At 59.8% G+C, this 25,244-nt stretch carries 26 protein-coding genes; 16 read left to right on the plus strand and 10 right to left on the minus strand.

Annotated features, from left to right (window positions below):
• Window positions 1-410: 410 nt before the first annotated feature.
• Window positions 411-2,030 carry a chaperonin GroEL gene (groL, locus tag K3172_RS15170; RefSeq protein WP_221591547.1) on the minus strand — a complete coding sequence of 540 codons (1,620 nt, stop codon included), beginning with the start codon at window positions 2,028-2,030 and terminating at the stop codon, window positions 411-413.
• Between the two features lie 52 nt (window positions 2,031-2,082).
• Window positions 2,083-2,397 carry a co-chaperone GroES gene (gene groES, locus K3172_RS15175; protein ID WP_221591549.1) on the minus strand — a complete coding sequence of 105 codons (315 nt, stop codon included), beginning with the start codon at window positions 2,395-2,397 and terminating at the stop codon, window positions 2,083-2,085.
• A gap of 263 nt (window positions 2,398-2,660) precedes the next feature.
• On the opposite strand from groES, the gene K3172_RS15600 reads away from it, so the two are divergent.
• From K3172_RS15600 to K3172_RS15200, 5 genes are all read left to right on the plus strand, one after another.
• Window positions 2,661-2,894 (plus strand): hypothetical protein, encoded by a 234-nt coding sequence (locus K3172_RS15600; RefSeq protein WP_247718280.1) that lies wholly within the window; start codon window positions 2,661-2,663, stop codon window positions 2,892-2,894.
• Complete coding sequence (locus tag K3172_RS15185; protein WP_221591553.1) at window positions 2,891-3,160, plus strand: usg protein; 270 nt, start codon at window positions 2,891-2,893, stop codon at window positions 3,158-3,160. The genes K3172_RS15600 and K3172_RS15185 overlap by 4 nt, the downstream gene beginning before the upstream one ends.
• A 256-nt stretch (window positions 3,161-3,416) precedes the next feature.
• Window positions 3,417-5,549, plus strand: a complete 2,133-nt coding sequence (locus K3172_RS15190) for a TonB-dependent receptor (RefSeq protein ID WP_221591555.1) — start codon at window positions 3,417-3,419, stop codon at window positions 5,547-5,549.
• A complete protein-coding gene (locus K3172_RS15195) occupies window positions 5,549-6,625 on the plus strand; it encodes a PepSY-associated TM helix domain-containing protein (protein ID WP_221591557.1) in 1,077 nt (358 codons plus the stop codon). Before K3172_RS15190 ends, K3172_RS15195 begins: the two co-directional genes overlap by 1 nt.
• A gap of 224 nt (window positions 6,626-6,849) precedes the next feature.
• On the plus strand, window positions 6,850-7,488 hold the full coding sequence (locus tag K3172_RS15200; protein ID WP_221591558.1) for a cation diffusion facilitator family transporter: 639 nt from the start codon (window positions 6,850-6,852) through the stop codon (window positions 7,486-7,488).
• Between the two features lie 131 nt (window positions 7,489-7,619).
• Here K3172_RS15200 and K3172_RS15205 read toward each other — a convergent pair whose 3' ends face one another.
• From K3172_RS15205 to K3172_RS15220, 4 genes are read right to left on the minus strand one after another with little or no spacing between them, the layout of a single operon-like run.
• The gene (locus K3172_RS15205; RefSeq protein WP_221591561.1) at window positions 7,620-8,348 is read right to left on the minus strand and encodes a PepSY domain-containing protein; all 729 of its coding nucleotides are present in this window, start codon (window positions 8,346-8,348) and stop codon (window positions 7,620-7,622) included.
• Window positions 8,349-8,367: 19 nt separating this feature from the next.
• A complete protein-coding gene (locus tag K3172_RS15210; RefSeq protein ID WP_221591562.1) occupies window positions 8,368-8,883 on the minus strand; it encodes a YybH family protein in 516 nt (171 codons plus the stop codon).
• Window positions 8,884-8,896: 13 nt separating this feature from the next.
• Entirely contained in the window at window positions 8,897-10,048 is a 1,152-nt protein-coding gene (locus K3172_RS15215) for a copper resistance protein B (protein ID WP_221591563.1), read from the minus strand.
• Window positions 10,048-11,865 (minus strand): copper resistance system multicopper oxidase, encoded by a 1,818-nt coding sequence (locus K3172_RS15220; RefSeq protein WP_221591564.1) that lies wholly within the window; start codon window positions 11,863-11,865, stop codon window positions 10,048-10,050. Before K3172_RS15220 ends, K3172_RS15215 begins: the two co-directional genes overlap by 1 nt.
• A 93-nt stretch (window positions 11,866-11,958) precedes the next feature.
• Between K3172_RS15220 and K3172_RS15225 the strand changes: the two genes are divergently transcribed.
• From K3172_RS15225 to K3172_RS15250, 6 genes are all read left to right on the plus strand, one after another.
• On the plus strand, window positions 11,959-12,234 hold the full coding sequence (locus K3172_RS15225) for a metal-sensitive transcriptional regulator (protein WP_221591565.1): 276 nt from the start codon (window positions 11,959-11,961) through the stop codon (window positions 12,232-12,234).
• Complete coding sequence (locus K3172_RS15230; protein ID WP_345725676.1) at window positions 12,231-12,860, plus strand: DUF2231 domain-containing protein; 630 nt, start codon at window positions 12,231-12,233, stop codon at window positions 12,858-12,860. Before K3172_RS15225 ends, K3172_RS15230 begins: the two co-directional genes overlap by 4 nt.
• Window positions 12,861-13,242: 382 nt before the next feature.
• On the plus strand, window positions 13,243-13,707 hold the full coding sequence (locus tag K3172_RS15235; RefSeq protein WP_221591566.1) for a DUF411 domain-containing protein: 465 nt from the start codon (window positions 13,243-13,245) through the stop codon (window positions 13,705-13,707).
• 39 nt (window positions 13,708-13,746) lie between these two features.
• Window positions 13,747-16,113: a heavy metal translocating P-type ATPase gene (locus tag K3172_RS15240; protein ID WP_221591567.1), complete on the plus strand. Its 2,367-nt coding sequence runs from the start codon at window positions 13,747-13,749 to the stop codon at window positions 16,111-16,113.
• A 152-nt stretch (window positions 16,114-16,265) separates the two neighbouring features.
• Window positions 16,266-16,526, plus strand: a complete 261-nt coding sequence (locus tag K3172_RS15605) for an ion channel (protein WP_007013480.1) — start codon at window positions 16,266-16,268, stop codon at window positions 16,524-16,526.
• Window positions 16,527-17,153: a DUF305 domain-containing protein gene (locus K3172_RS15250; RefSeq protein WP_221591569.1), complete on the plus strand. Its 627-nt coding sequence runs from the start codon at window positions 16,527-16,529 to the stop codon at window positions 17,151-17,153.
• Window positions 17,154-17,705: 552 nt separating this feature from the next.
• Here K3172_RS15250 and K3172_RS15255 read toward each other — a convergent pair.
• The 4 genes from K3172_RS15255 to K3172_RS15270 all read right to left on the minus strand — a co-directional run bounded on the left by K3172_RS15255 (window position 17,706) and on the right by K3172_RS15270 (window position 21,781).
• Window positions 17,706-18,977, minus strand: coding sequence for a HupE/UreJ family protein (locus tag K3172_RS15255; protein ID WP_221591571.1), 1,272 nt, complete (start codon window positions 18,975-18,977; stop codon window positions 17,706-17,708).
• Window positions 18,974-20,317: a tetratricopeptide repeat protein gene (locus K3172_RS15260; RefSeq protein WP_221591573.1), complete on the minus strand. Its 1,344-nt coding sequence runs from the start codon at window positions 20,315-20,317 to the stop codon at window positions 18,974-18,976. Before K3172_RS15260 ends, K3172_RS15255 begins: the two co-directional genes overlap by 4 nt.
• Before the next feature lie 79 nt (window positions 20,318-20,396).
• Complete coding sequence (locus K3172_RS15265) at window positions 20,397-21,122, minus strand: DUF4331 family protein (protein ID WP_221591575.1); 726 nt, start codon at window positions 21,120-21,122, stop codon at window positions 20,397-20,399.
• A complete protein-coding gene (locus K3172_RS15270) occupies window positions 21,122-21,781 on the minus strand; it encodes a DUF4331 family protein (protein ID WP_221591577.1) in 660 nt (219 codons plus the stop codon). The genes K3172_RS15265 and K3172_RS15270 overlap by 1 nt, the downstream gene beginning before the upstream one ends.
• Before the next feature lie 307 nt (window positions 21,782-22,088).
• Between K3172_RS15270 and K3172_RS15275 the strand changes: the two genes are divergently transcribed.
• From K3172_RS15275 to K3172_RS15295, 5 genes are all read left to right on the plus strand, one after another.
• The gene (locus K3172_RS15275) at window positions 22,089-22,598 is read left to right on the plus strand and encodes an RNA polymerase sigma factor (protein ID WP_221591578.1); all 510 of its coding nucleotides are present in this window, start codon (window positions 22,089-22,091) and stop codon (window positions 22,596-22,598) included.
• Entirely contained in the window at window positions 22,591-23,349 is a 759-nt protein-coding gene (locus tag K3172_RS15280; protein ID WP_221591580.1) for an anti-sigma factor, read from the plus strand. Before K3172_RS15275 ends, K3172_RS15280 begins: the two co-directional genes overlap by 8 nt.
• A 273-nt stretch (window positions 23,350-23,622) precedes the next feature.
• A complete protein-coding gene (locus K3172_RS15285) occupies window positions 23,623-23,880 on the plus strand; it encodes a DUF3489 domain-containing protein (protein ID WP_221591582.1) in 258 nt (85 codons plus the stop codon).
• Window positions 23,873-24,277 carry a DUF2924 domain-containing protein gene (locus tag K3172_RS15290; protein ID WP_221591584.1) on the plus strand — a complete coding sequence of 135 codons (405 nt, stop codon included), beginning with the start codon at window positions 23,873-23,875 and terminating at the stop codon, window positions 24,275-24,277. The genes K3172_RS15285 and K3172_RS15290 overlap by 8 nt, the downstream gene beginning before the upstream one ends.
• Window positions 24,277-25,244 (plus strand): recombinase family protein (locus K3172_RS15295; protein ID WP_221591586.1); only part of this gene is annotated, 968 nt, incomplete at its 3' end. The genes K3172_RS15290 and K3172_RS15295, both read left to right, overlap by 1 nt.

A 25,244-nucleotide genomic window follows, 5' to 3' on the forward strand; every position in this document is an offset into this window, starting at 1 on the left:
CAAGCCAAGAGACGGGCCTCCCAAACGGCCCCTGAAACGGCCCCAGAGACCGCAAGAATGATGCGGGCGTTACGGATCGGGCGGTGAAAAACTGCCTGTTATCCGCGAGTTGCGAGCGGCCCTGAAACCAGAGACAAGTGCTGGGGGTGGGTGGCGGTGCTGTCAGTCGCATCGCAAATTGTCTTGGAAAGAACGGCAGCTTTGCGCCCTCGTTTCGGCCATTGGAGGCCAGCCTCGAATGACCTGAAAGCCGAAGGTCCGCTTCCAAGAAGCTGGAGCTGTCTATCCGACGTCTGAGTTGGGGTTGAACGCCAATCTTACCTTGCTCAGCAGGCACCCGAGCAGCACTGCCGCCAGGCGTGCGCGGGAGGATGGGAGAGCGCGGTGTGATACCGCGCTCTCCTCACCCGTTAGAAGTCCATCGCCGGCATCGGTGCGGGCGTGTCTTCCTTGGGCAGTTCGGCCACCAGCGCCTCGGTGGTGATAAGCAGCGAGGCGACCGAAGCCGCATCCTGCAGCGCGGTGCGCACGACCTTTGCCGGATCGATGACACCCGACTTCACCAGGTCTTCATATTCGCCGGTCGCGGCGTTGAAGCCGTGGTTGTAGTCGTCGCCTTCGAGCAGCTTGCCGACGATATAGGCACCGTCCTCGCCCGCGTTCTCGGCAATCTGGCGAGCCGGGGCGCGCAGCGCACGGCGCACAATGTCGATACCCGACTGCTGGTCGTCATTGGCGGCCTTAAGGCCTTCGAGCGACTTGAGCGCGCGGAGCAAGGCGATACCCCCACCCGGCAGGATGCCTTCCTCGACGGCCGCACGAGTTGCGTGCAGCGCGTCGTCGACACGATCCTTGCGCTCCTTGACCTCGACTTCGGTGGCACCGCCGACGCGGATGACGGCAACGCCGCCAGCCAGCTTGGCCACGCGTTCCTGCAGCTTTTCACGGTCGTAGTCGCTGGTCGTGGTCTCGATCTGGGCGCGGATCTGACTTACCCGGGCGTCGATGTCGGCCTTGTTACCGGCACCATCGACGATGGTGGTGTTGTCCTTGTCGATGATGACCTTCTTGGCCCGGCCGAGCATGCCGATCGTGACATTTTCCAGCTTGGTGCCGAGTTCCTCGCTGACCACATTGCCGGCGGTGAGGATGGCAATATCCTCCAGCATGGCCTTGCGGCGATCGCCGAAGCCAGGTGCCTTGACCGCCGCGACCTTGAGGCCGCCGCGCAGTTTGTTGACCACCAGGGTTGCCAGGGCTTCGCCTTCGACATCCTCCGCGATGATCAGCAACGGCTTGCCCGACTGCACCACCTGTTCGAGCAGCGGAATCAGAGCCTGCAGGTTCGACAGCTTCTTCTCATGGATGAGGATATAGGGATCCTCGAGTTCCACCTTCAGCTTTTCGGCGTTGGTCACGAAGTAGGGCGAGAGATAGCCGCGATCGAACTGCATGCCCTCGACCGTTTCGAGTTCGGTTTCGAGGCTCTTGGCTTCCTCGACCGTGATCACGCCTTCATTGCCGACCTTCTCCATCGCTTCGGCAAGGATGCGCCCGACGGTTTCGTCGCCATTGGCGGAAATGGTTGCGACCTGCGCGATTTCGCTGTTAGCCGACACCTTCTTAGCATGGCTCTCGAGGTCCTTGACCACGGTGCTGACGGCGAGGTCGATACCGCGCTTCAGGTCCATCGGGTTCATGCCGGCAGCAACCGCCTTGGCACCTTCGCGCACGATGGCCTGGGCAAGAACGGTGGCGGTGGTGGTGCCGTCACCCGCCTTGTCGTTCTGCTTGCTGGCGACTTCGCGCAGCATCTGTGCGCCCATGTTTTCGAACTTGTCCTTGAGTTCGATTTCCTTGGCGACAGTGACTCCATCCTTGGTGATACGAGGGGCACCGAAGCTCTTCTCGATCACCACGTTGCGGCCCTTGGGGCCGAGAGTTACCTTGACCGCATTTGCAAGCGTATCCACGCCGCGGAGCATGCGATCGCGCGCATCCGACGCAAACTTTACTTCTTTCGCAGCCATCTGGCCTGCTCCTTTCTCTTCTTTCGATTGAACCGAAGATCGGGTTGGTTGCTTACGCCGCCTTTTTGAGCTCGGCGGTGGTTTCGATGATGCCGAGGATGTCGCCCTCCTTCATGATGAGCAGGTCCTCGCCGTCGATCCGCACTTCGGTGCCGGACCACTTGCCGAACAGGATGCGGTCGCCCGCCTTGACGGCGAGTTCCACCAGCTTCCCGGCATCGTCACGCGCACCCGGGCCAACGGCGACGACTTCGCCTTCCATCGGCTTTTCCTTGGCGGTGTCAGGGATGATAATGCCGCCGGCCGTCTTTTCTTCGGCCTCGATACGGCGAACCAGCACGCGATCGTGCAAGGGTCGGAAATGCATGCATAACCTCCATTACAAAGCGAAATGACTTACAGCGCCTCCCCCGGATGATCGGCAGGAGGCATTTCGCGATCTAGTTTTGCTGGAAACGGCTTCAAGAGGTCCAAATCAAATTTTTTGGCACTCGCCGATTGCGACTGCCAATGGGCGCTTTCCGGAGACCTTATCAGGGTCTTGACCGTCTGAAATCGACTCACAAAATACGTCGAGCGGAGCAATCCGCAGTGAGTGACCCGCGGCAAGGCAGAAAGGAGGATTTTCCTATGTCGCAACCATTCGCACGATATTTGCATCCATTCGATGTAGCGCATCATCCCTCGCTTGAGCCCGAAGTGAAGCGAGCCATCCTGGCTTCCTGGGCGTCCGATCGGCATACCGTCGAAAACCAGCCGGCGATGCGCCAGCCCCCCGAACTCAAAAGTCCGGTTTCCGTTGATGATGTTTTCGCGGCGCTGCGCTCGCTCGAAGGCCTGGGCAGCCAGCCAACGCTGCAATGACCGATCGAGCTTTCCTAGTTCAACTGGAGGGGTACGGACTCACCACGGCAGAAATCTGCTATTTCATGCCGGATCACCCCTCGCTCGTGCAGATCTTTGCCTGGCAGGAATACGACGCAGCACCGGATTTTCCGGTGCTGTTCGATTTCCTTGCACATTGGCGACGAGAGATTGAGGCGGAGATCAGGTCAGTCCGTATCGCACACGAAAAGATGATCCGGCCAGCGAGCTGGCGTTCGGCGGATGGTGTGATCTCGTGGGACTAGCAGAGCCGTGTGATCGAGCTTGCTAACCCGGACGCGTGCCAATGGAAGCAAATTGCTGACTGGTAAAATCTGAAAACCTTCGGCCAATTGATAGGCAGCTTTTCGAGTTTCCCCCACTGAAAGCTGCCAGTCGGTTTTCGGCCCCTCAACCGACATCACTGACGGCAAGCGCGCCCTCTCCAGTGAAGTCTCAAGATTGCTATTGCGAATTAATCGCAGGAAGGTTAGGCGGCGGCAAACCTCAAGGGAGCTTTGAATGTACCGCTATCTGGTTGGCGCGCTTGCGCTGACTCCGCTTTCGCCCGCTTTTGCTCAAACCACCGATGTTCCAGGGACGGCATCGTCCGAAACGGATGGCGAGGATACCATCGTCGTAACCGCGGCCCGAACTCAGCTTCCGGCTAGCGCGCTACCACTGACCGTAGACATTATCGATCGCGAAGCGCTCGAAAGGCAGGTCCTAGTTTCTGGCTCGACGGTCGACGCAGTCTCCGCGCTGTTGCCGTCCTTCTCTCCGACCCGGGAGAAACTATCAGGGGCAGGGGAAAGTCTGCGCGGCCGTGCGCCGCTTTATGCGATCAACGGCATTCCCCAGTCGACGCCCGTTCGCGATGGTTCGCGCGACGGCTACACGATCGACCCGTTCTTCATCGATCGCGTTGAAGTCATTTACGGCTCGAACGCGCTTCAGGGTATCGGGGCCACTGGTGGTGTGGTGAACCAAGTGACAGTCGGCGCTCCCCGCGAAGACGGTGTCTCCTTCCGTACCCTCTCGCAGGTAACACTTCCCGATGGCCTCGATGGCGAAGGTATTGGTGCGAAAACAGGCGCGTTGGTCGGCTATCGTGCCGGATCGCTCGACGCCAGCTTTGGTGCCACGCTCGAGAAGCGCGGAGCGTTCTTCGATGGGTCGGGAAATCGTATTGGGGTCGATGGCACCCAAGGTGAAATCCAGGACAGCGACAGTTGGTCGGTCTTCGGTCGCCTCGGCTACGATCTCGCGAACGGCGCCCGTTTTGAAGTCGTCGCAAACCGGTTCGAACTCGAAGGCAATGCCAATTACGTTTCCGTTTCCGGCGATCGCTCAGCCAACATTCCATCGACCAGTGAACGTGGCGAAACGCCGGGCGCGCCGCCTTCGAACACTGCCGAGCTTGTTTCTGCTTCATTGACCGATCCCGACCTCGCCGGCGGCACCTTCGTGTTGCAGGGCTTCTATAGCCGCACCAGCGACGTCTTCGGTGGCGGGGTGTTCGGGACATTTCAGGATCCAGCCATCGATCCCAGCGGCACCCTCTTCGATCAATCGGCCAACCGGTCGCGCAAACTCGGCGCGAAGGTAAGCTACGAACGTGCACTTCCGGGTTTTGAAGACCTAGTGCTGATAGCCGGTTTTGATGCGCTCTTTGACCGAACGGCGCAGTCTCTCGTGCAAACCGATCGCGTTTGGGTACCTCAAAGCGATTTCCGGAGCCTGGCTCCCTTCCTCCAGGGCAATCTGGCCTTGGCTGATGGACTATTGCGTCTGGCAGGCGGTCTTCGCTACGAGAATGTCGAACTCAATGTTGGCGATTTCACGACGCTCGCCAGCTACGGATCCGTGGATGTCGAAGGTGGCTCACCATCGTTCGACGACGTGCTCTTAAACGGCGGTGTTATCATCGAGCCGATCGACGGGCTCCGGGCTTACGGAAGCTATGCCGAAGGTTTCACCATCGCTGACGTTGGCCGTATCCTGCGAGGGATCACCCAGCCGGGGGTCGACGTCGACGACTTCCTTTCTCTCGAGCCGGTGGTCTCGAACAACCGCGAGCTGGGGCTCGAATGGGATCGTGGCGCTATCAAGGCATCGGCCAGCTACTTCTGGTCGTCGAGCGATTTTGGATCGCTTCTCGTCCTGCGCAACGATGTATTCGAGGTCGAGCGCCAGCCGATCGAGATCCAAGGCTTCGAGGCAAGTCTCGCATGGCAGACCCCGATTACCGGGCTTTCGCTTAGCGGGGGCTACGCGGCGCTTGAAGGGCAGACCGATGCCGACGACGATGGCCTCATCGACGAGGACCTCGACGGCGCGAACATTTCTCCCGACCGCGTGAATTTGGCAGCCGATTACACCTCGGGACGCTTTAGCGCTCGGGCGCAGGCGCGCATGTATCTCGAGCGCGAGTTCAACGACGCTTCGACGGCTACCGATTTCGAAGGCTACACGCTGCTCGATGCATTCGTTTCGTATCGTGCGGACTTCGGAGAAGTTTCGCTGGCCGCCCAGAACCTGACCGACAAGTTCTACGTCACCTATGATAGCGATACGGTCCGTGTGACGGACAACAGCCGCTTCTTCTCCGGCCGCGGGCGCACTTTTACCTTGAGCTTGCGCAGCGAATTCTGATGAAACTTCTCTCGCTTCTGCATCGCTGGACAGGCGGCCTGGTCGGCTTGGTTCTGGCTGTGATCGGACTGTCCGGCACAGTTCTCCTATGGGAAGACAGCTGGATCCTGCTGGACGGTGCCAATGACGCACCGGCCAGCAGTCCGGCCGAACTGGCCAAGGCGATTGAAGTTGCCGTTGAGACCGCGCCCGGGCTGTCCCGCATCACGTTTGCTAGCGAAGAGATCGGATTACACCAGGCAATCTATTTGGACGGGAGCGGTGCTTACATCGCACAAGATGGGACCGTTATCGATCGCTGGTCGGGGATCTGGGAGCGGCCCGAACTGTGGTTGTTCGACCTGCATCACTATCTGCTAATGGGTGAGTTTGGAAAAACCATTACCGGTGTTTTGGGTGTCATCCTGTTGGCGTTCACCATCACAGGGGCGATCCTGTGGTGGCGTACTAGAAAGACCTTCCGGTTCCGCTTATGGCCGGCGCGCTATACGGCTAGCGCAATCGTCAGGCATCATCGCGATCTGGGAGTAGTAGGATCGCCCTTGCTGCTCATCGCAGCAGCCACGGGCACAATGATGGTGTTTCCGGCGATCTCTTCCGTGTTGCTTTCACCGATCGCTAATGCCGATGCCAAGCCTGAACTTCCGAGTGACCTCGCGTCAGTCAGCGAAAGTACCGATTGGGCAGTTGTCATAGCCAACGCTCAATCAGCCTATCCTTCGGCTGCCGCCCGTCGATTGATGATGCCCGCCGCGCCCGGCGAACCCATTGCCATTCGCTTCCGCCAGGACTTTGAGTGGACCCCCAACGGTCGAAGCTACGCATGGGTCTCGCCGGAAGGAGGATCCATCGTTGCCAAGGATGATCCGGCGATGGGTGATGCAGCTTCTACCGTTGTCGAGAAGCTCTACCCGATACATGCCGCCAAGGTTGGCGGATTCCTATGGCGGATCGCAATGACCTTTGCCGGGTTGGCTCTTGTGCTGTTGGGTCTCCTTGCGAGCTGGTCTTTCTGGAGGGGTAAATTCAGCAGTCGCTCGACGAAGTTCCTGAGCCCAGTAGAGTCGGCGAATTAAGTCGATCCGAGGCTCTACAATTCCGATGTCCGCTTTGGGCATTTCCAGAGCCAACTCCGGTCAGTCCGCAATCGGCCCCAAAGCTGTCCCTAAAGTTGGCTTGAACCGAGCGTCTGCAAAGGGGCCGTCAGCCGACAGTCTGCTATAAGCCTAACAAAGGGAAAAGCTGCCTCACGGTAAGCGAGCCGGTTGCGGCTGTTGAACGAACCGACCATTTAAACTCCATGTCGAGCGATTGCTGTTCATCAAAGGGAACCGAGCTGGAGAAGCTTGCAAGACAAGCAGACCAGCGACGTGTCCTGATCATAGTGCTCCTGATCAACGCTGTGATGTTCTTCGTTGAGTTCGCGGCCGGGGTGATTGCTGGGTCGACTGCCCTCATGGCGGATGCGACCGACATGTTGGGAGACGCCTTGGTTTATGGCGTTAGCTTGTATGCCCTCTCGCGAGGCGACCGCTGGAAAGCTGGCGCGGCTGTCTTCAAAGGTATTCTGATCCTATTGCTAGGTATCAGCATCCTGGTGAATATAGCGATCAAGCTCAGCACAGGAGTTCCCCCATCATCGACATTGATGCTCGTTTTCGGCGGAATGGCACTCGTCGCAAATGTGGTTTGTCTTTCGCTGCTTTGGAGATTCAGGCGGCAGGATGTGAACATGGCGAGCACATTCGAGTGCTCGCGCAATGACGTGATCTCGAACGTTGGCGTCCTCATCGCGGCGGGCGCAGTCGCGCTAACCTCCTCACCTTGGCCGGACATCGCGATCGGCGGGGTGATGGCAGTGATTATCTTTCGGTCGGCAATTCGAGTTCTCAGGGAAGCGATCCCGCAGTTGCGATCTGATGCAGCGGACCAGCACTAGGCTTGCGCGTACCTGCCCAAAGCCTCCATCCGCTCCGGCCTGACTGTTTGAGAGCCAGGCATGGATCGGCTGACGCCTCTTCAACTTACGAGTAGTGCACGCCCTTCCTTAAACTAGTCCGACCCATCCAGTTACGTTCGTTTTGTGCGAGGTCGTCGTACTTTAGGAAAACGGTTGGCCAGGAGCACGAAGCCCGAGACAGAAATGACGGTCCCGCCAATGCCGAACAATAGCAACCACCAGCTATTGATCCGATGCCTCTCGTTCCAATCCATGATGTGGAGCCCCCAGATGAAATCGAAGAAGCGCCACGTGTCGCTTCTCGCGGCCAATACGGCGCCATTGGAAGCGTCGATATAGAGACGCGTTGCATCCGGATCACCGAATTGAACCTGCCACGCCGGAAAAGGACCGCTGAATTCGGTGCCTACAGGCTTCGCAACAGGGGTGGCCGCCTCAACGGTAGTCTTCGGCCCTGACCAAGCGCGCAAGGCAATCGCCTCTGCAGTCTCGCGCGAGAGAGGCGAGAGGAGCCGTCCGGTGGAAGGGTCATGAAGGCTTGTGCTGCCGTCCAAACGGCGCATTTCCACCATCGGTCTAGCGTTGACCATTTTCGTCGTGACCGAGACCAGATTTCCGCCATTTGACGCCCATGCGGGCAGTGCCGCGTCAGAGATCAATGGCGCAGGCTCGCGCGAGATGACATGCTCGGAGCGTACGTGCTCGAGCTTCAGATAAGACATGAGTGTGCCGGTGGCCATCCACAACAGGGCTTGCACGCCTACGAAGACGGCCAGCCATTTGTGGACTTTGCTACCGAAGATATGCAGCCGAAGCTTACGCGACCGTTGAATTGCCATTTTAAAATCGACTGCCTGATCAGTTCGGACGCGGGGCGCGGGACGAGGAGTGATACTGAACGATTTTCCATGCCCCATCCTCATGGGTCAGGACCGACGTGGCGACCCCGTCACGCTCGATCACGCGGCCATCCTTTAGGGCGATCCGGTATCGATAGGTTTCATGGCCAAACGCTACATGTCCGACCATCCGGACATTCACCGTCGGATTGGTGAATGTGAACTCGGTGATCTCGCCCAGTTCGGGGCCGAGATGATGCTCCATGTATTGCGCAAAGGAGCCTTCAGCTTTGCCGTTCTCGAAAACCATGGAATCGTCTGCGAACAGCGCTCTCATGGCGGCCTCGTCTCGCGCGACCAACGCGTCCCGATAAGCGACGAGCGTTTCTTGCGCATCTTGCACGGGCCCGTCCTGGACATCGCCGTGTGTGTCGTGTGCCGAATGATCAGCGTGATCGGCGTGCTGAGCTAGAGCCGCAACAGGCACTGCAGCGAGTGCGGCTGCAGCCGAAGCCGCAAAATATACAAACTTCATTGTAATCCCTTCTTTAGAACCAGAATCGGACGCCGACGACGTAGTTCGTCACGCTGGGATCTTCCCCTGCGAGGCGTGCATAGTCGGCGCTCTGGCCAACTTTCCATTCCTGCTCCACCCCGATGTACGGGGCGAACTCGCGAGCGATTTCGTAACGGAGGCGCAACCCCAGCTCGACCGAATCCAGGCCCGCACCGATGCCGAGCTCGGGAATGTCCTGAGCAGAAAGACTTACCTCAGCCCGCGGTTGCAGGAGAAGGCGCTGCGTGATGCGCTGGTCAAGCTCGGCTTCTACACTGGCAGTCAGGTCGCCCTTGTTCGACAGAAAGGCGGCTGCATCGACTTCAAAAGTATAGGGCGCCAATCCCTGGACACCGATGACGGCATGGGTGCGCTCGGGACCGGTCAGATCCTGCCGAACGCCAACCTGAAGATCCCACCACGGTCCGATCGCGTGGCTCCAAAGTCCCTGTATCTCGGCGGACTCCACCTGTTCGCCGAAAGTGCCTTCGCCCTCGCTCTTGAACCAGAACTTGTCTGTATCGCCACCGTAGTAGACCTGCACGTCCCACAGATAGCCATCACTATCTTCTCGCGCGCGATATTCAGCGCGGTCGCCCTGGAACCAGAACACTTTCATGCCGCCGTTCTCAGTGCGAAGGGCATTTCGCGAGGCGCGCATCGCATCAGCTCCCCAGATCGCATCGGCGGCACGAGGCGGACCCGATCCTGCCGCAGCCGGAGGCGGCCCTTCCGGAATGGGCGTCATGTCCATCGTACCGTGCCCCATCGCTCCGTGGTCCATAGGCGTCTGCGCGGGCAACTGTGTCTTTTCATGGCCCATCGCGGAATGGTCCATGCCTTCCATCTTGGAATGATCCATGGTGGAGTGGTCCATGCCCTGCATCTGACTATGGTCCATCTGGGAATGGTCCATGCCGGTATGGCCGTCGGCGGGACCGTCCTGCGCAGGTTCAGCTGGTTGCGATTTGGGCGCACACGCCCCCTCAGGCACCGGATGGCCCATAGCGCGGTGGCGTTCGGCCTCTTTTTCGCATTCGGTCTGGACAGGTGCTTGCTCGACCGGCATCGCGTGGCCCGAATGGTCCTGTGCGTTGGCGGGTGCGGCGGCGCTCGCGAAGAGCATGGCGACGAGCAGGCGCATCAGTCTTCTCCCACCCGCTTCACATCGGGCTGGTTGCCCCGCGGCGCGACGGTCACGATCTGAAACATGCCAGAGTGCATGTGATAGAGCAGGTGGCAGTGGAAGGCCCAGTCGCCCTCCTCATCGGCGGTGAGGTCGAAGGTGGCGCTGCCACCGGGCTGCACGATAACGGTATGCTTCTGCGGCTGGCGATCGGCAGGTGCACCGTTGACCAGTTCGAAGAAATGACCGTGCAAATGGATCGGGTGCGCCATCATGGTGTCATTGACCAGCTTCACCCGGACACGTTCGTTGTAGGCGAAGCGGATCGGATCGTCGCTAACGGCACTGAACTTTTTCCCGTCGAACGACCACATGTAGCGTTCCATGTTGCCGGTCAGATGGATTTCCATCTGCCTGGACGGACGGCGCAAATCGTCATTCGGCGCTAGCGCAACCAGGTCCTTGTAGGTCAGAACCTTGTGGGGAACCTTGTCGAGGCCAATGCCCGGGTCGCCCATGCGATCGACCGGGTTCATCGATACCATATCGATACCGGGGCCGACCTTTACGTCGGGAGGCAGTTTGGACGTGTCACGCATATTCATGCCGCCCATGTCCATGCCCGCCATCGGTTCGGCAGCAGCACCTTGAGATGACATGTCGTGGCCCATGGCCGAATGGTCCATCCCGGCCATGTCGCCACCGGAATGATCCATTCCGCCCGCCCCGTGGTTCATGCCCATGTCCGCCATCGTCAGCAGCGGGGGGTCGCGTAGGGGCGGTACACTTGCCCGCGCACCGGGGCGGGATGCCAAGGTCGCTACAGCCATGCCTGAGCGGTCCATGCTTTCGGCCACGATCGTGCGTGCTTCGCCAGTCGGCTCGACAATAATATCGTAAGTCTCGGCCGTGCCGATCTGGAATTCCTCGACTTCGACCGGGCGCACGTTCTGGCCGTCGGCACCGACCACCGAGAACTTGACCCCGGGAATACGGACGTTGAAGAAGGTCATGGCGCTGCCGTTGATGATACGCAGCCGCACCCGTTCGCCGGGATTGAAGAGAAATTCCAGACCTTCTTCCGGTCCCCGCCCATTGGCGAGATAGGTGTAGGTCGAGCCCGTAACGTCCAGGATGTCGGTCGCCATCATGCGCATACGCGCCCACATCCGGCGGTCCTCGCCCGACAGCGGATAGTCGTCGGTCCAAGTATTCTGCTGGTAATTGAAGTAGCCTTCGCCCTTCTTCAGCTTGTCCATGATCGTATGGGGGTGAAGAGGCGTGAAGTCGCTCAGGAGTAGAACATAGTCGCGGTCCGCTTGCACGGGGTCCGCCCCGGCGGGTTCGACCACGATCGGGCCATAGTGCCCGGCCTGCTCCTGCAGGCCCGAGTGACTATGCCACCAGTAGGTTCCGCTCTGTCGCAGCGCGGGAATGTCATAGACGAAGGTCTCTCCAGGCTTGATGCCGGGAAAGCTGACACCCGGCACGCCGTCGTACTGGAATGGCAGAAGCAGCCCGTGCCAGTGGATCGAGCTGTCTTCGTCGAGCGTGTTCGTGACCGCGAGCCGAACCGGCTGACCTTCCTTGAGGCGAACCAGCGGGCCCGGCACGCTGCCGTTAACAGCGATCGCGTGTCCGCGACGCCCCTGAACAACGCGAGGCCCTTCGCCGATCGTCAGGGCAATATCGCGGCCCGACACTTCGTCGAAACCGGCGCGGATCGCCCCATTGTGCAGATCGGCACCGCGCGCCCAGGCAGGCAGGGCCAATGCACCTGCGGCCAGCACTCCAGCCCCTAACAGTCGTCGACGTGAAACCAGCAATTCGGACATGGGTCTTGCAACTCCTTTGGCCCCTGTCATATATACCCCCCAGGAGTATTGCAAGATACCCCCCTGGGTATTGCGCCAGAAGGAGTTCTAAACGTGTCAGCAACCGATGGTTCCCGCATCGTCAATCGTCTTCGCAGGATCGAAGGACAGGTGCGCGGCGTCGCGCAGATGATCGAAGACGATCGCTACTGTATCGACGTCCTCAATCAGGTGCAGGCAGTAAAGGCTGCGCTGGGTCGGGCCGAGAGCGAGATACTCAAGCGGCATGCTGCGTGCTGTGTGGCTGATGCGATTGCCAGCGGTGACGCTGACGAGCAGAAACAGAAGTTCGGCGAGCTGGTCGACCTGTTCGAGAAGGCAAAGCGGTGACTTCCATTTTCCGCTTTTTCGCCAGCCTGGCCCTACTCCTCTCGGCAGCAGTTACCTTCGCACACGGCGACGAAAAGCACGGCGGCGAAGAGACGCGTCCAGCGGCAAGCGAGGCCGCCCATGCTCAGCCCGGGCACGATATGGAAGCAACGGGAAGCGCCGCGATTTCGAATGAAGCCGTGGAAAGCCACGATGACGAGCAGGTTGAGAGCGAAGGTATCATCGGCGTTCTCAAGAGCCTGCATCCGGCAACGGTCCACTTTCCGATTGCTCTCTTCATGATGGCTGCGCTTACCGAGCTGTTCGTTATGTCCCACCGTACGCCCGAACGTGAAGCGGCCGTAAGGATCATGATCTTTGGCGGCGCTGCGGGAGGTGTTTTGGCCGCCCTGTTCGGGTGGATACACACCGGCCTGTGGTTCGGCGGCGATACCGTCATGCAAGTCCACCGCTGGAACGGTATGCTGATCGCTGTCCTGGGCATTGCAGCAGCCTGGATTGCTTACCGCGCTTCAGGTTCGCGGGCTGCTCTTCGCGCTTTGCTTTTTCCGATTGCCGCATTGCTCATTATTCAAGGCTTCATGGGTGGTGAGCTCGCCCACGGTCTCAATCATCTTAAGCTCTAAAGGAACCTCTCATGCGTCCCGTTACCCTCGCATTCGCTGGAAAGTTGTTTGTAGTGCCTTCCTGCCTATTGGCGCTTGCAGCATGTGGTGATCCCGCTACGCCGGTAGATGATGGAGCGCCGGCGGCTGAGACGACGATCGCCACTCCGGCTCCGACCGAGCCAGAAGTTGCGACAACTCCCGCAACGGATGAGCCGGTTGCCATTCCTGCCCAGGCTCCTTCGCCAAGTTCTGCACCCACTGCTTCAGCAAGCAAGGCCAGCCCTGCCCCTGCGGCGACACCTGCACCTACCTCGACTGCGACGGCCGCTGCGGATCCTCATGCCGGGCACGACATGTCGAAAATGTCGGAAGAGGACATGAAAGCCATGGAACACGACTGATGAACTCAAATGGAAACAAGACCCGCCGCCCCTTTCTGCCCGTGCTCGGCACTGCACTTCTCGTAGCATGCACAGGCGCTGCTCAGGCTGCGAACTTCACCATTTACCGCGATCCCAGTTGCGGATGCTGCGAAGCCTGGGCAGCGCATATGCGCCACGGTGAAAAGCGGGAGGTCGAGACGGTCGATCACCCCGACATGGCGTCGGTAAAGACTGAGCACGGCGTGCCGGATGACTTGCGTTCGTGCCATACGATGATCGCGGACGGCTATGTGATAGAAGGTCATGTGCCTTCAGCTGACGTCGAGCGCCTGCTCGCTGAAAGGCCCGAATGGGTCCAGGGTCTGGCGGTCGCAGGTATGCCGCTCGGCTCGCCAGGTATGGAAGCCGGGGGACGGACCCAGCCCTATCAGGTCATCGCTTTCGGCAATGGCCGCCGTGAGGTTTTCGCGTCCTATCCCTGATCTCGATCACACACTCCTGCCACGCAGAGGAGGCCGACTATGAGCTGTTGCGATACCCACCACACGGAGGATGCGAGAGGGGAAGGCAGCGCGATCGATCCCGTCTGCGGCATGAGTGTTACGATCGAGGGCGCCACACATGTCGCCGAGCAGGATGGTGCGACCCACTACTTCTGTTCGGCGCGGTGCAAGGACAAGTTCGTAGCCGCCCCGGAGCACTATCTTTCGGGCGCGCATCTCAATCAGGTTGAGGACGTTCCCGAAGGGACGATCTATACCTGTCCCATGCATCCCGAGATCCGCCAGGTAGGACCGGGAAGCTGCCCCATCTGCGGTATGGCGCTGGAGCCCGAGACGGTCAGCCTAGAGGATGGACCCGATCCCGAACTCGTCGACATGACGCGGCGCTTCTGGGTCAGCACGCTCTTCACCTTACCGTTGTTCGTCTACGCGATGAGCGACATGGTGCCCGGAATCAGCTTCGACCGGCTGATTGAGCCGGCAAGTGCTCAATGGGCCCAACTGTTTCTCGCTACACCGGTGGTGCTGTGGGGTGGCTGGCCTTTCTTCGTGCGGGCGTGGCAATCCATCAAGACGCTCAATCTCAACATGTTCACACTGATTGGTTTCGGTGTGGCGATTGCGTATCTGTTCAGCCTCGTCGCGACGCTCCTGCCCCATATATTCCCGCCCGCCTTCCGCGATCACTCTGGCCACGTCGGTGTCTATTACGAGGCGGCGGCGGTCATCACCACACTTGTCCTGCTCGGCCAAGTGCTTGAACTCAGGGCGCGCGGCTCGACATCGAGCGCGCTGCGTGCGCTCCTAGAACTCGCGCCGCCGACAGCGGTCAAGATATTCGGGACCGGCGACGAGCGCGAAGTGTCGCTCGACCATTTGGCGAGCGGTGACCTGCTCCGCGTCCGCCCGGGTGACAAGGTACCGGTCGATGGCGAGGTTACCGAGGGCGCGAGCACAATCGACGAATCCATGATCAGCGGCGAGCCGCTGCCGGTTTCCAAGAAGGTCGGCGACCAAGTGATCGGCGGAACGGTCAACCAGACAGGCGGCTTTCTGATGCGCGCGGGCGCAGTCGGTAAGGACACGATGCTGTCCAAGATCGTCCAGATGGTTGCCGAGGCGCAGCGCAGCCGAGCACCGATCCAGCGCCTAGCCGACCAGGTCGCGGCCTGGTTCGTGCCTGCAGTGGTCGTCATAGCGGTTATTACTTTCATTGCCTGGGCCATCTGGGGGGCTTTTCCGGCGCTGGCCTATGCACTGGTCAACGCGATTGCGGTGCTCATCATCGCCTGTCCTTGCGCGCTAGGACTAGCCACGCCGATGTCGATCATGACCGGCACCGGCAAGGGCGCCCAGCACGGCATCCTTATTCGCAACGCTGAGGCGCTCGAGACGCTGGAAAAGATCGACACGCTGGTGGTCGACAAGACCGGCACGCTAACCATGGGCAAGCCCGATCTGGTCGCGGTGACGCCTCGCGATGGTCTTGATGAAACGGATTTTCTTTCCGCCGTCGCAGCGGTCGAAGCAGGAAGCGAACATCCTCTCGCCCATGCTATCGTGGAAGGCGCCAAGGCCCGAGGAGTGACGTTCCAACCTGCGACGGATCTTTTGTCTACCACCGGTGAGGGAGTCGAGGCGCGCGTGGGATCGCGCAAGGTCGCTATCGGTAACGAGAAACTCATGCGTCGGCTGGGTATCGAGGATCCGGAATGGCTCGGCTCGGCAGAGGCGGGCCGCGCACAGGGCCAGACGGTAATGTTCGTCGCCATCGATGGCGCACCGACGGGACTTATCGCGGTCGCCGACCCGATCAAGTCGACCAGCGCTGCGGCGATCCGGGCGCTGCATCAGCGCGGAATCGACGTGGTGATGCTCACAGGGGATAGCCGCGCCACTGCCGAAGCCGTCGCGCGCCAGATCGGTATCGACGAGGTCGAAGCCAACGTCTCGCCGGAAGACAAGCATCGCAAGGTCGAGGCTCTCAAGGCTTCAGGCAAGCGCGTCGCGATGGCCGGGGACGGCATCAACGACGCGCCTGCACTGGCAGCTGCGGACGTCGGCATCGCGATGGGCACCGGTACCGATGTCGCGATCGAGAGCGCCGGTGTTACGCTGGTTCGCGGAGACCTGACCGGTGTGCTCCAAGCCATCGTCCTGTCGCGTGCCACTATGCGGAACATCCGCCAGAACCTAGTGTTTGCCTTTGGATACAACACGCTCGGTATCCCTGTAGCAGCTGGCGTCCTGTTCCCTGCCTTCGGTCTCCTCCTCAATCCGATGATCGCAGCCGCGGCGATGAGTCTTTCGTCGGTCTCGGTCATAGCCAATGCCTTGCGGCTGCGAGGGCTAAAGCTTCCGACATTGACCGAAGGTCAGAAATGATCGCGGCAACGGCAATCGGAATAGCACTCTTCCTGGTGTCACTGACCTTGCACTTGGCCACGTTGCGACTTGCGAAGAGGGTGTCGCCTCCTGGCGTGACCCCAGCCGGCTTGAGACTGACTGGAGGATCTCTGCTCGTCCTCATCAGCCACATGCTGGTTGCTGTGGTGTTTGCAGTCGGATTTGCCTGGGCCGCGTCGCTAGGGCTTGGCGGGTTTGCCAAGGAACCGGCCATGTCGGCCATGGATTACTATTACTTCGCCTTGATCACCGTGACGACAGTGGGCTTGGGCGACATTTATCCGACCGATCACCTGAGGGTGATTGCGGGCATTGCGTCGCTGACGGGTTTCATCCTGATCAGCTGCACTGCCCAGTACGTATACAAGACCATGAGCCAACAGGAGGATTGAATGGCCGACAACCAACACACGGATCACCAGCAGCACCACGGCGGTGGGGGCAATTACTGGCGCTTCATGGCGATGGTGGCGACTTCGACCGCAATCATGTTCGGCCTGATGTATCTAAATACGTACGAGCTCGATCACGTGTTCTGGAGCGAGACGCGCTTCTGGATGACCTTCGTCATGGGCGGCATGATGATGATCGTCATGCTTCTCTTCATGTGGGGCATGTACAAGGACAAGACCAAGAACTTCATCATCCTGGCCGTCGGTGCCCTGACGTTCGCGGTGGCGCTCTGGTTGGTCCGCAGCCAGGCGACCGTCAACGATGAAGAATACATGGCAGCGATGATCCCGCATCACTCGATCGCCGTTCTGACCAGTTCGAGAGCCGAGATCACCGATCCGCGTGTGCGCAAGCTCGCAGATTCAATCATCGAAGCGCAGGTCAAGGAAATCGCCGAGATGAAGATGCTTATCGAAGACATCGAGACCAATGGTGAGATGGGCGATGGCACCCCTCTCCCGGCACGGACTACCGACCTGACCCCGGAACTCTTGGAGGAGGCCGAAAAGGCGCTCGAGCGACCGGTCGAGCCTGGTATCCGTGACGAGGTCACGTTGGACGAATAATACCTTTCGAACTCGGACTGGACCGATTGGTGACAGTCATCCCGACGACCGGCAGCTTTTGGAGACCGACCGCAGGATCGTGTACGACCGATACGGGGGCGCATTGCTGTCGAGAAGCCCATTCCTAAAACAAGAAAGGTTCGCTTCTTGATTTCTCAGCCTTCTACCAGCTTCACCGGCGCGAAGGTCGATAATCCCAGTGATATGCGCAAAAACCCCGCATCGAGACGATCTGATCGAAATCGGGTTTGACCTTGCAAAAGCTGGTGCGGAGACGCTCGATGTATTTCGAGATGGATTGATCGAAAATATCACCTCCCAATACCGTTGCCAGAAGAGACCGTGTAAGTCCCCGTCCTCTCGCCTGAACGAGGGCCTCCAAGATCAAATGCTGGCTTTTCGGCAAGCGCAACTGGTGGCCCTCGAAGTGTATCTCTCCGGGCCTATCGATCGTAATATTGCCATATGGGAAGTTGTCGAACTGGCGTAAGTTACAGCCGCAATTGGGGCAAAGACAAGTCGATGTTTCGGGGGGCAGATTTTTATGGTGGATCATGCCGCAGGGCCATGCATGGAAATGTCACTTCGCATACCGATGAAGTGTTTCCGGACAACCAAACCAATTGCGAGTATCGAAACCGCGACTACCAGCCATGCAGCTTGGCTCATTGCAGCTTCCATCGTCACAACAATGCCCTCAGCAAGGCCGGTTGCGCGGTGAATAATCCATGCCGTCGCCGCTGCGATCCCGAGATAGGCCAGCGCCTGCCGAAGACCCGCGTATAGGCGATAGCGGGACAGGACGAGCAGCGATGGAATTACCGCACCGACGATCGCGAGCTGCACCAGCTCTATGCCGAGATTGAAGCCTAGAAGTGTCAGCGCGCTGCTTGCCATACCAGCCTGCGCTTCCTGTACCAGTGTTGCGAATGCCAGTCCGTGAACGAGGCCGAAAACAAGCGCAATGATTGGCTCTTTTCCGGGTAGGATCGGACGAGCCGCATGCATGGCCGAGACAAAGACCGATACGGCGATGGCAACTTCGACCGGTGCCGTCGGCAGCGACCAGTTTCCGAATGTAGCGGCGATCAAGGTGAGGCTATGGCCGATTGTGAATGCGGTGATGATCTGCGCCAGCTTGACCACGGTACCACGCGTCGATCGATTTCCTCCCCAAGCTTCGGCCTGAGCGAGAAGCGGTGCCGGAAGCAGAAGCACGAGCAGAAACAGCAGGTGGTCGTAGCCTTCCAAGATATGATGCGCGCCAAGACGTATCGCGGCAGTGAGGGGAGTCAGCGCGCTCTGTTCGGTAATGTTGACCGCCAACGGGCGCGTGCCTTTCCGCAGGGCACCGATAACGGTGCTATTGGCACCCGCCGCCTCTGCAACGTGCAGGAAAAGGGCAAAATGTCCGGGCAGCTCGTCGATCAGAACCTGCCAGTCGATTGTAAATTGGGATACCTCAGCCCCCGCAGGTGGCACCAGATACGCCACGGCATGGAGATCGGGTGGACCGTCGGTCTGGACGAATTCGACTGTCCCCATGGAAACGGTCCATGACTTTCCGCCGGGGGTCGCGACGTCGATACGGGCGGCCAGATATCGGCGTGCCAGGCGTATTGACCTGGGACTTCCATCGACTGAATTGCCAGTCCCGAACGCGTATTCGCCTTGCGGAACGATGATATCGGCAACAACCTTGTCTTCGGAGACCGTCAACCGAACTTCGGAATTGGGAGTGGAATGCGCAGCCAAAGGTGAAGCGAGTATGGCTATCAAGGCGGCTAAGAAAGGCTTCAGCCAGAAGTTCAGGCGATCAGTCATCCGTGCGACAACCAGATCAGTGGGGTTTCGGGTTCGAAGATTCTGGGGTTGAGTGCCACGGCCGCCTTGCGCGCTTTTTCTGCCTCGGCTGGCCTGCTCGACAATTCGTGAGCTTGCGCCAGCAGTGCGTACAGCGGTGCGCTTCGCCATCCTGACTTTTCAGCGAGGGTCAGCTGTTCGATTGCTTCTTCGAAAGCTCCGTTCGACAAGTATGCAGAGGCCAGAAGGATGCGGGAGCTTCCAAAGGGCCGCGCGTCGAAATTGCGTTTCGCGAGATCGAGCGCCTTGTCGGGCGAACCGAAAACGAGTTCGTGTTCTACCGCATGCCCGAAGGCAGCTTCAGGAAGCTGATCGAGCCGCTTGTCCCAGATTTCAGAGGCTCTGTCCGCCCAGAGCCGGCTTTCGCGCGCCTGGCCATCGGTGCGAAGCAGCATCGCTAGCGCATCCAGAACCTCGCCCGCGGGGGCACGGCGCGCCACGGCCTCCATATCTTTGATGGCGCCGGCCAGATCGCCTTCCAGTGCCTTTGCTTGCGCAAGATGGGCTTCGATGAACCAGAAACCAGAGAATTGCCGGTTCGCCGTCTCGAACCACGTCCTCGCGTTTCGGTAGTTGCCTCTTGCGAGTTCCACCCCGCCAATTTGCATCGCCGCGCTCGCACTTGCGAGGGGGGTGGTCATTCTCGGATCGGGGATCGCGTCCGAAAAATGGTTTATCGCGCTCTCGAACCTGCCCTGCGATTTGGCCAGAATGGCATGACGATACGCGACACCAGCATTCGAGCCATATTTCGCCGCCTGATTGTACAAAGCTCCAGCGCGTACCAAGTCTCCGCGATAAAAAGCGACATCGCCCTTAAGGCTTGCACTTTCCGCAAGGATCGCCGGATCGTTTCGGACTACAGCTCCATCCAGAGCGGCCAGCGAGCTTTCGGCGCGGCCAAGTTGATGAGACATCTGAGCGAACGCGGCATCGGTCAACGAGGGTCCGGAGTCGGTCGGCGCGAGAAGCTTGGCCCGCTCCAGCGCTTCACCCGCCAGAGAAAGCTCGTCGTAGGTAAAGCTGAGATGCGAGCGGTGGAGATACATCCGAGCCAGGCTCTCGTACCGCAGCCATTCATCCGGCCCCTTCGAAACCCGCTCGTTGCCGAGAGAGAGGTCCGAGTCCGATCGTGCCATGGCTGCAGAATAGGAAGCCGGTCCAAAGCCGGGGCTTTCCCATTCGGCAGCAGTTACGGGCGCTTCTGCCGTGTCATTGATCAACCATTCGGCGCCAGTAAGAAGGGCAACGGCGGCAATGGGCAAGATCACATAGCGAGAGTTTCTCAACGCATCACGCATGTCCAGTCTTCACCTTTTGCTCCGGTGGTGACTACAGATTATATGGCGGACGAGCGGCGCCCGCCCGCCACTGCTCGAACTACTCAGGAACCGCGCAAGGGGTCAGTCCGGCTCCGGTGAGATCGTCCGCGAGCGCATTGGTCAGCCCTGTCAGTGTTGCTGCGAGGTCGGGCACGAAATTGCCGTTGGCGTCGGTGACAGGGCCGGCGTCGTTATAGGCGTTTTTGCGATCAGAAGGGATCAATGCGGTCGAGACCGCCGGCATTCCCATCCGGTCAACCCTCACATAGCTCGATGCGGAATCACTTCTAAAGGTAAACATCGTGCCGCTATTATCCGCTACCGGCGGCGAGCCTTGCGGCCCTGCGAGGTAAGGGAACGTGTCGCTGAACGCGACATCGTTCGCTGGCGGGTTTAACGGGAGTCCCGCCAGCGTCCCGGGACCATTGACCGAAAGGTCGAGGAAAATGACTGCCAAGGTGACGTCAATCACGGGATCGGCGAGCTTGCGGCCATTCGGGAAACCGGAAGCTGCCGACAAGTCGAGCGTAAGCGTGTCGGGAACAACTGCTTGCGCAACCGTAACACCGGTTCCCGGGATCATCTGATCAAGACACGCTTGAACATTGTAAGACGTCGGCGTGGGAGTGGGAGAAGGCGTCGGAGTGGGAGAAGGCGTCGGCGAAGGCATGGCGATTGGATCGTCGTCATCGCCGCCGAAACAGGCGGCTAGCATGCCAAGGCTTGCAACCATCGAAGTCGCCATGGCGATGCGGCGAAGCGAAGGATGGTTAGTGGTGTTCATCAGAGCTGCCCTCCAAATCGCGCGGTCGCGCCCCAGACATCCACCGGCGCGCCAGTATCGATCCGGTCCTTGGGTATTTCGATAACTACGGCGGTCAGGTTCTGCCCGGCGAAGAAATCGCGTTCAGAGTCGAAGCTTAAAGTTCCCGTGTTGAGCGTGTCTCTGAACCCCTGGAGGTCGAAAAAGAATGGATCGTCAAACAGACCGGCCCAGACCTTGACACCGTCCTTCTCCAATGCCGTCTCGACCGAGCCTTCTATCGCCCCCGTGACCCCGGGAAGGCCGCTTACCCTTACGCCGAACTGGTCCATTGCACCTGTCCCGAAGCGAAACCGGATCGGGATATCGGTGGTGGTACGCGGACTGCTGTTCGACACGTTGATCGAGTAAAGTACGTCCGGGTCGTAAGTCGCCGGTTGGTCGGTTGCCTGAGGACCTGCAAAGGTCATCGCGACTATCACAGAGGTATCGGTATGCCAGGCATACACATCTGCAATGTCAGCGGCGCGGTCCGGTGTGCTGTCCACCGCGGGATCGGTCCTTGCTGGCGGATCGAGATGGTCGGCGGCGATAATTCCCACCCCGGGCGCAAAGAGGACAGCTGCAGTCGCAAGCGACAGCCCTCCCAGTGCGAAAGGTATGGCTTTTGAATGCTTCATTGCGATCTCCCCAATACAACCCAAAGGGTCTCCAGCGGGGCCGCGTGCGGACCCCTCGAATGCCTTTCGGCGAAAGCACTCTCAGAGTGTTGACGAGTGCTTGCCGGCTATCGATGCACCCATGCTCGAAAAAATTTTCGGGATGATGTGGAGGGTCGGAACGACAGATGAGCGAGTTTCGTCTGTTTTTTACTGGGAAACCCCCTAAGCATGAAGGGTGCCCCCCCCTCAGCCTCCACAACCCCAGGTTGATCAAACCAGCAGAGATCTCTCGGAGAACGAGGCGATCTCGCTAGAAATCGTTTTGGTGGCCGATCTCGACAGGGAAGCTTTCCGGCGCTTGTACTCGAGAACCGCCAACAAGCTGTTCGCAATCTGCCTCGCAGTAACGCGCGACCACGCGGCAGCCGAAGACGTATTGCAGGAATCATACCTGAAGATTTGGGACCGCGCCAAAAGCTATAATCCCGAACGTAGCAGGCCGTTGGCCTGGATGGCGGCGATCGCGCGAAATGCAGCGATCGACTGGTACAGGGTTCGTACAAGGCATAATCACGTCGGCGAAGAACACCTAAATTTGCATGAAAGTGAAGCGACGGCCGCCGATGAGCGTATCATAGCCATGGACCGCGAAGACCAGGTTTGGGCAGCGGTCAGCAATCTCGACGCTGAAAGCGAACAAGAATTGAAGTCGATTTTTCTTCTAGGCCTGAGCTACCCGGAGGCTGCACAGCGCCTTGATTTGCCTGTTGCTACTTTCAAGAGCCGAGTGCGCCGCACAGTGCTCAGAATTCGGCGGAAGCTGAGCGATGACTGATCGTCCTACCCACGACGACCTCGAAGTCATGGCAGCCGGCCTGGCTCTGGGCCTGCTCGAAGGGACGGAGCGCGCCGAAGCCTTGCGTCGCCAACTTGAGGATCCTGACTTCGCAAGCCGTGTCAATGCCTGGCAGGTACAAACCGATCGCTGGCTCGAGGATGTCGAGCCCGTCGAGGCACCGGCCAGCGCACTCTCGGCTATCGAGCACCAGTTGGAAAATCGCGATGCGAACCAAACTTTGTCGATTTCCAACGATCAAGGATCGAACAATCTCTGGCGGAGCTGGGCCTTCACCGCGACCGCAGCGTCTTTGTTTCTGGCTGTCGGGCTAGGTCTGGCTGTGACCAATCCCATGCAAAATCAGGATGCGCCAGCTCCGGCGGGGTCCGCACTGCTAACTCAGACAGCCAATGTCGCCCAAATCAAGGATGAGGCTGGGGTCCCACTTCTCAGCGCCCTGTATAACCCCAGTTTGGGCACACTGTCTCTGCGGCTCGCTGATCTTCAGCAACCCGAATACGGCCCAGAGCTTTGGATCATACCTGAGGACGGGATCCCTCGGTCCCTCGGGCTCATGGATAGCGAACGCCTCACCGTAACACTTTCTCCCGAGCTGCGATCCTTCCTGCAGGACGGGGCGACGATGGCGGTGACTATCGAGCCGCGTGAGGGCGCACCCCACGATGCTCCGACCGGTGACATACTGGGGACCGCGGTGCTGCAAGAAGTTCCCACCAACAACATCTGACCGAACATTCTGATTTCGGCAGGGGTAAGTTTATGCGGTCGGATCCACATAAGCGCCAATGACCGCTTTCGGACGTCAATCAGTGCGCGCTCTACGTCCTAAGTTAGGGCGCAAAGCGGACCTTATCCCTTCCTAGAATGTGTCACTTCCGCCGCATGATAATTCGACTGGACTGTTTCCGCATTGAGAGCATTGGTGTCCGCGCGCCCGGCCCGTTCGGGCTTGTCCCGGTAGCGGCGGCCATTCCGGCCTCCGCACAAACCGGAGACCAACATGACAACTACCGATACCGCAGCCAGCGCTACTGACGCTAACACCACGAAGCCCGTGAGCAAGCTCGACACGCTCGAGAAGCTCCTGAAGCGCAAGACCGGCGTAAGCATTGCCGATATGACCAAGGCCACCGGGTGGCAGCAGCATTCGGTGCGGGGCGCGATGGCAGGTGCGATGAAAAAGCGCGGCCATACCATCGTCTCAGAGAAGATTGATGGCACCCGCCGCTACCGGATCGAGGAGCCCAGCGGTGACTAGGGCGGTCGAGACCCTCGTCGCCGAGATCGAGGCGCTCGATCTTGAGGGCCTGCGTGCATTCTGGAAGGGACGCTACGGCGACCCTCCAACGCTGCGTTCCGAGCCGATCATGCGGCAGCTGCTCGCATGGCGTGTGCAGGCTCAGGCGATGGGCGGACTCGATGCCGAGACCCGCAAGGCGCTCGCACGCAGCGGCCCGGTCCAGCCCGAAGGCAAGCACCTCGGCGTCGGCGCGCGGCTGACGCGCATCTGGAAGGGACGCCAGGTTACGGTGGTGGTCGAAGAGAAAGGGTTCCGCTGGGACGATCAGCTGTTCCCCAGTCTGTCAGCTGCCGCAACAGCAATCGCGGGGACGCGCTGGAACGGACCGCGGTTCTTCGGACTACGAGACAGCTGATGGGCACCGCGAAGAAGCGCTGCGCGATCTACACCCGCAAGTCTTCCGAGGAAGGTCTCGACCAGTCGTTCAACAGTCTCGACGCCCAGCGCGAGGCTTGTGAAGCTTACGTACTGAGCCAGACCAGCGAAGGCTGGGAAGCGCTCCCCGATCGCTACGATGACGGCGGGTTCTCAGGGGGCAACACCGACCGTCCCGGCCTCAAGGCGCTGCTCGCCGACATCGAAGCGGGGAAGATCGACATCGTGGTCGTCTACAAGATCGACCGTCTTACCCGCTCCCTCGCCGACTTCGCGCGCATCGTCGAGGTGTTCGAAAAACACGAGTGCAGCTTCGTCTCGGTAACCCAGTCGTTCAATACCACCGGCTCGATGGGCAAGCTGATGCTCAACGTTCTCCTGTCGTTCGCGCAGTTCGAGCGCGAGGTGACCGGCGAGCGCATCCGCGACAAGATCGCAGCTTCCAAGGCCAGGGGCATGTGGATGGGCGGCGTTCCGCCGCTGGGCTATGATCCGCCGACAGACGGTTCGCGCACGCTCAAGGTCAATGCGAACGAGGCCGACCGGGTCAGGCATATCTTCACGCGCTATCTAGAGCTGGGTTCGGTCCATGCGCTCCAACGCGACCTCGAGGCGAACGGCATCCACTCCAAGTTCCACATCACCGCTAAGGGCCGCAGGATGGGTGGACTGCCGTTCAGCCGCGGGGCGCTGTTCCACCTTCTGCGCAACCGGGTTTACCTCGGCCAGATCACTCATAAGGGTCAGGTCCATGACGGTGAGCACGATGCCATTGTTGATGCCGAGCTATTCGAGCAGGTTCAGGCTAGGCTCGATGCTCAGGTACGGCGGCATCGATCTGCGGCCGAGCGCCGCACGATCAGGGCCCCGCTCATGGGCAAGCTTTTTGATGCCGCTGGCGAGCCTATGAGCCCGACCACGTCGCGCGGCAAATCGGGGCGGTCATA

Origin of the sequence: Qipengyuania proteolytica (genome assembly GCF_019711565.1) — a bacterium.
Classification (GTDB): Bacteria; Pseudomonadota; Alphaproteobacteria; order Sphingomonadales; family Sphingomonadaceae; genus Qipengyuania; species Qipengyuania proteolytica.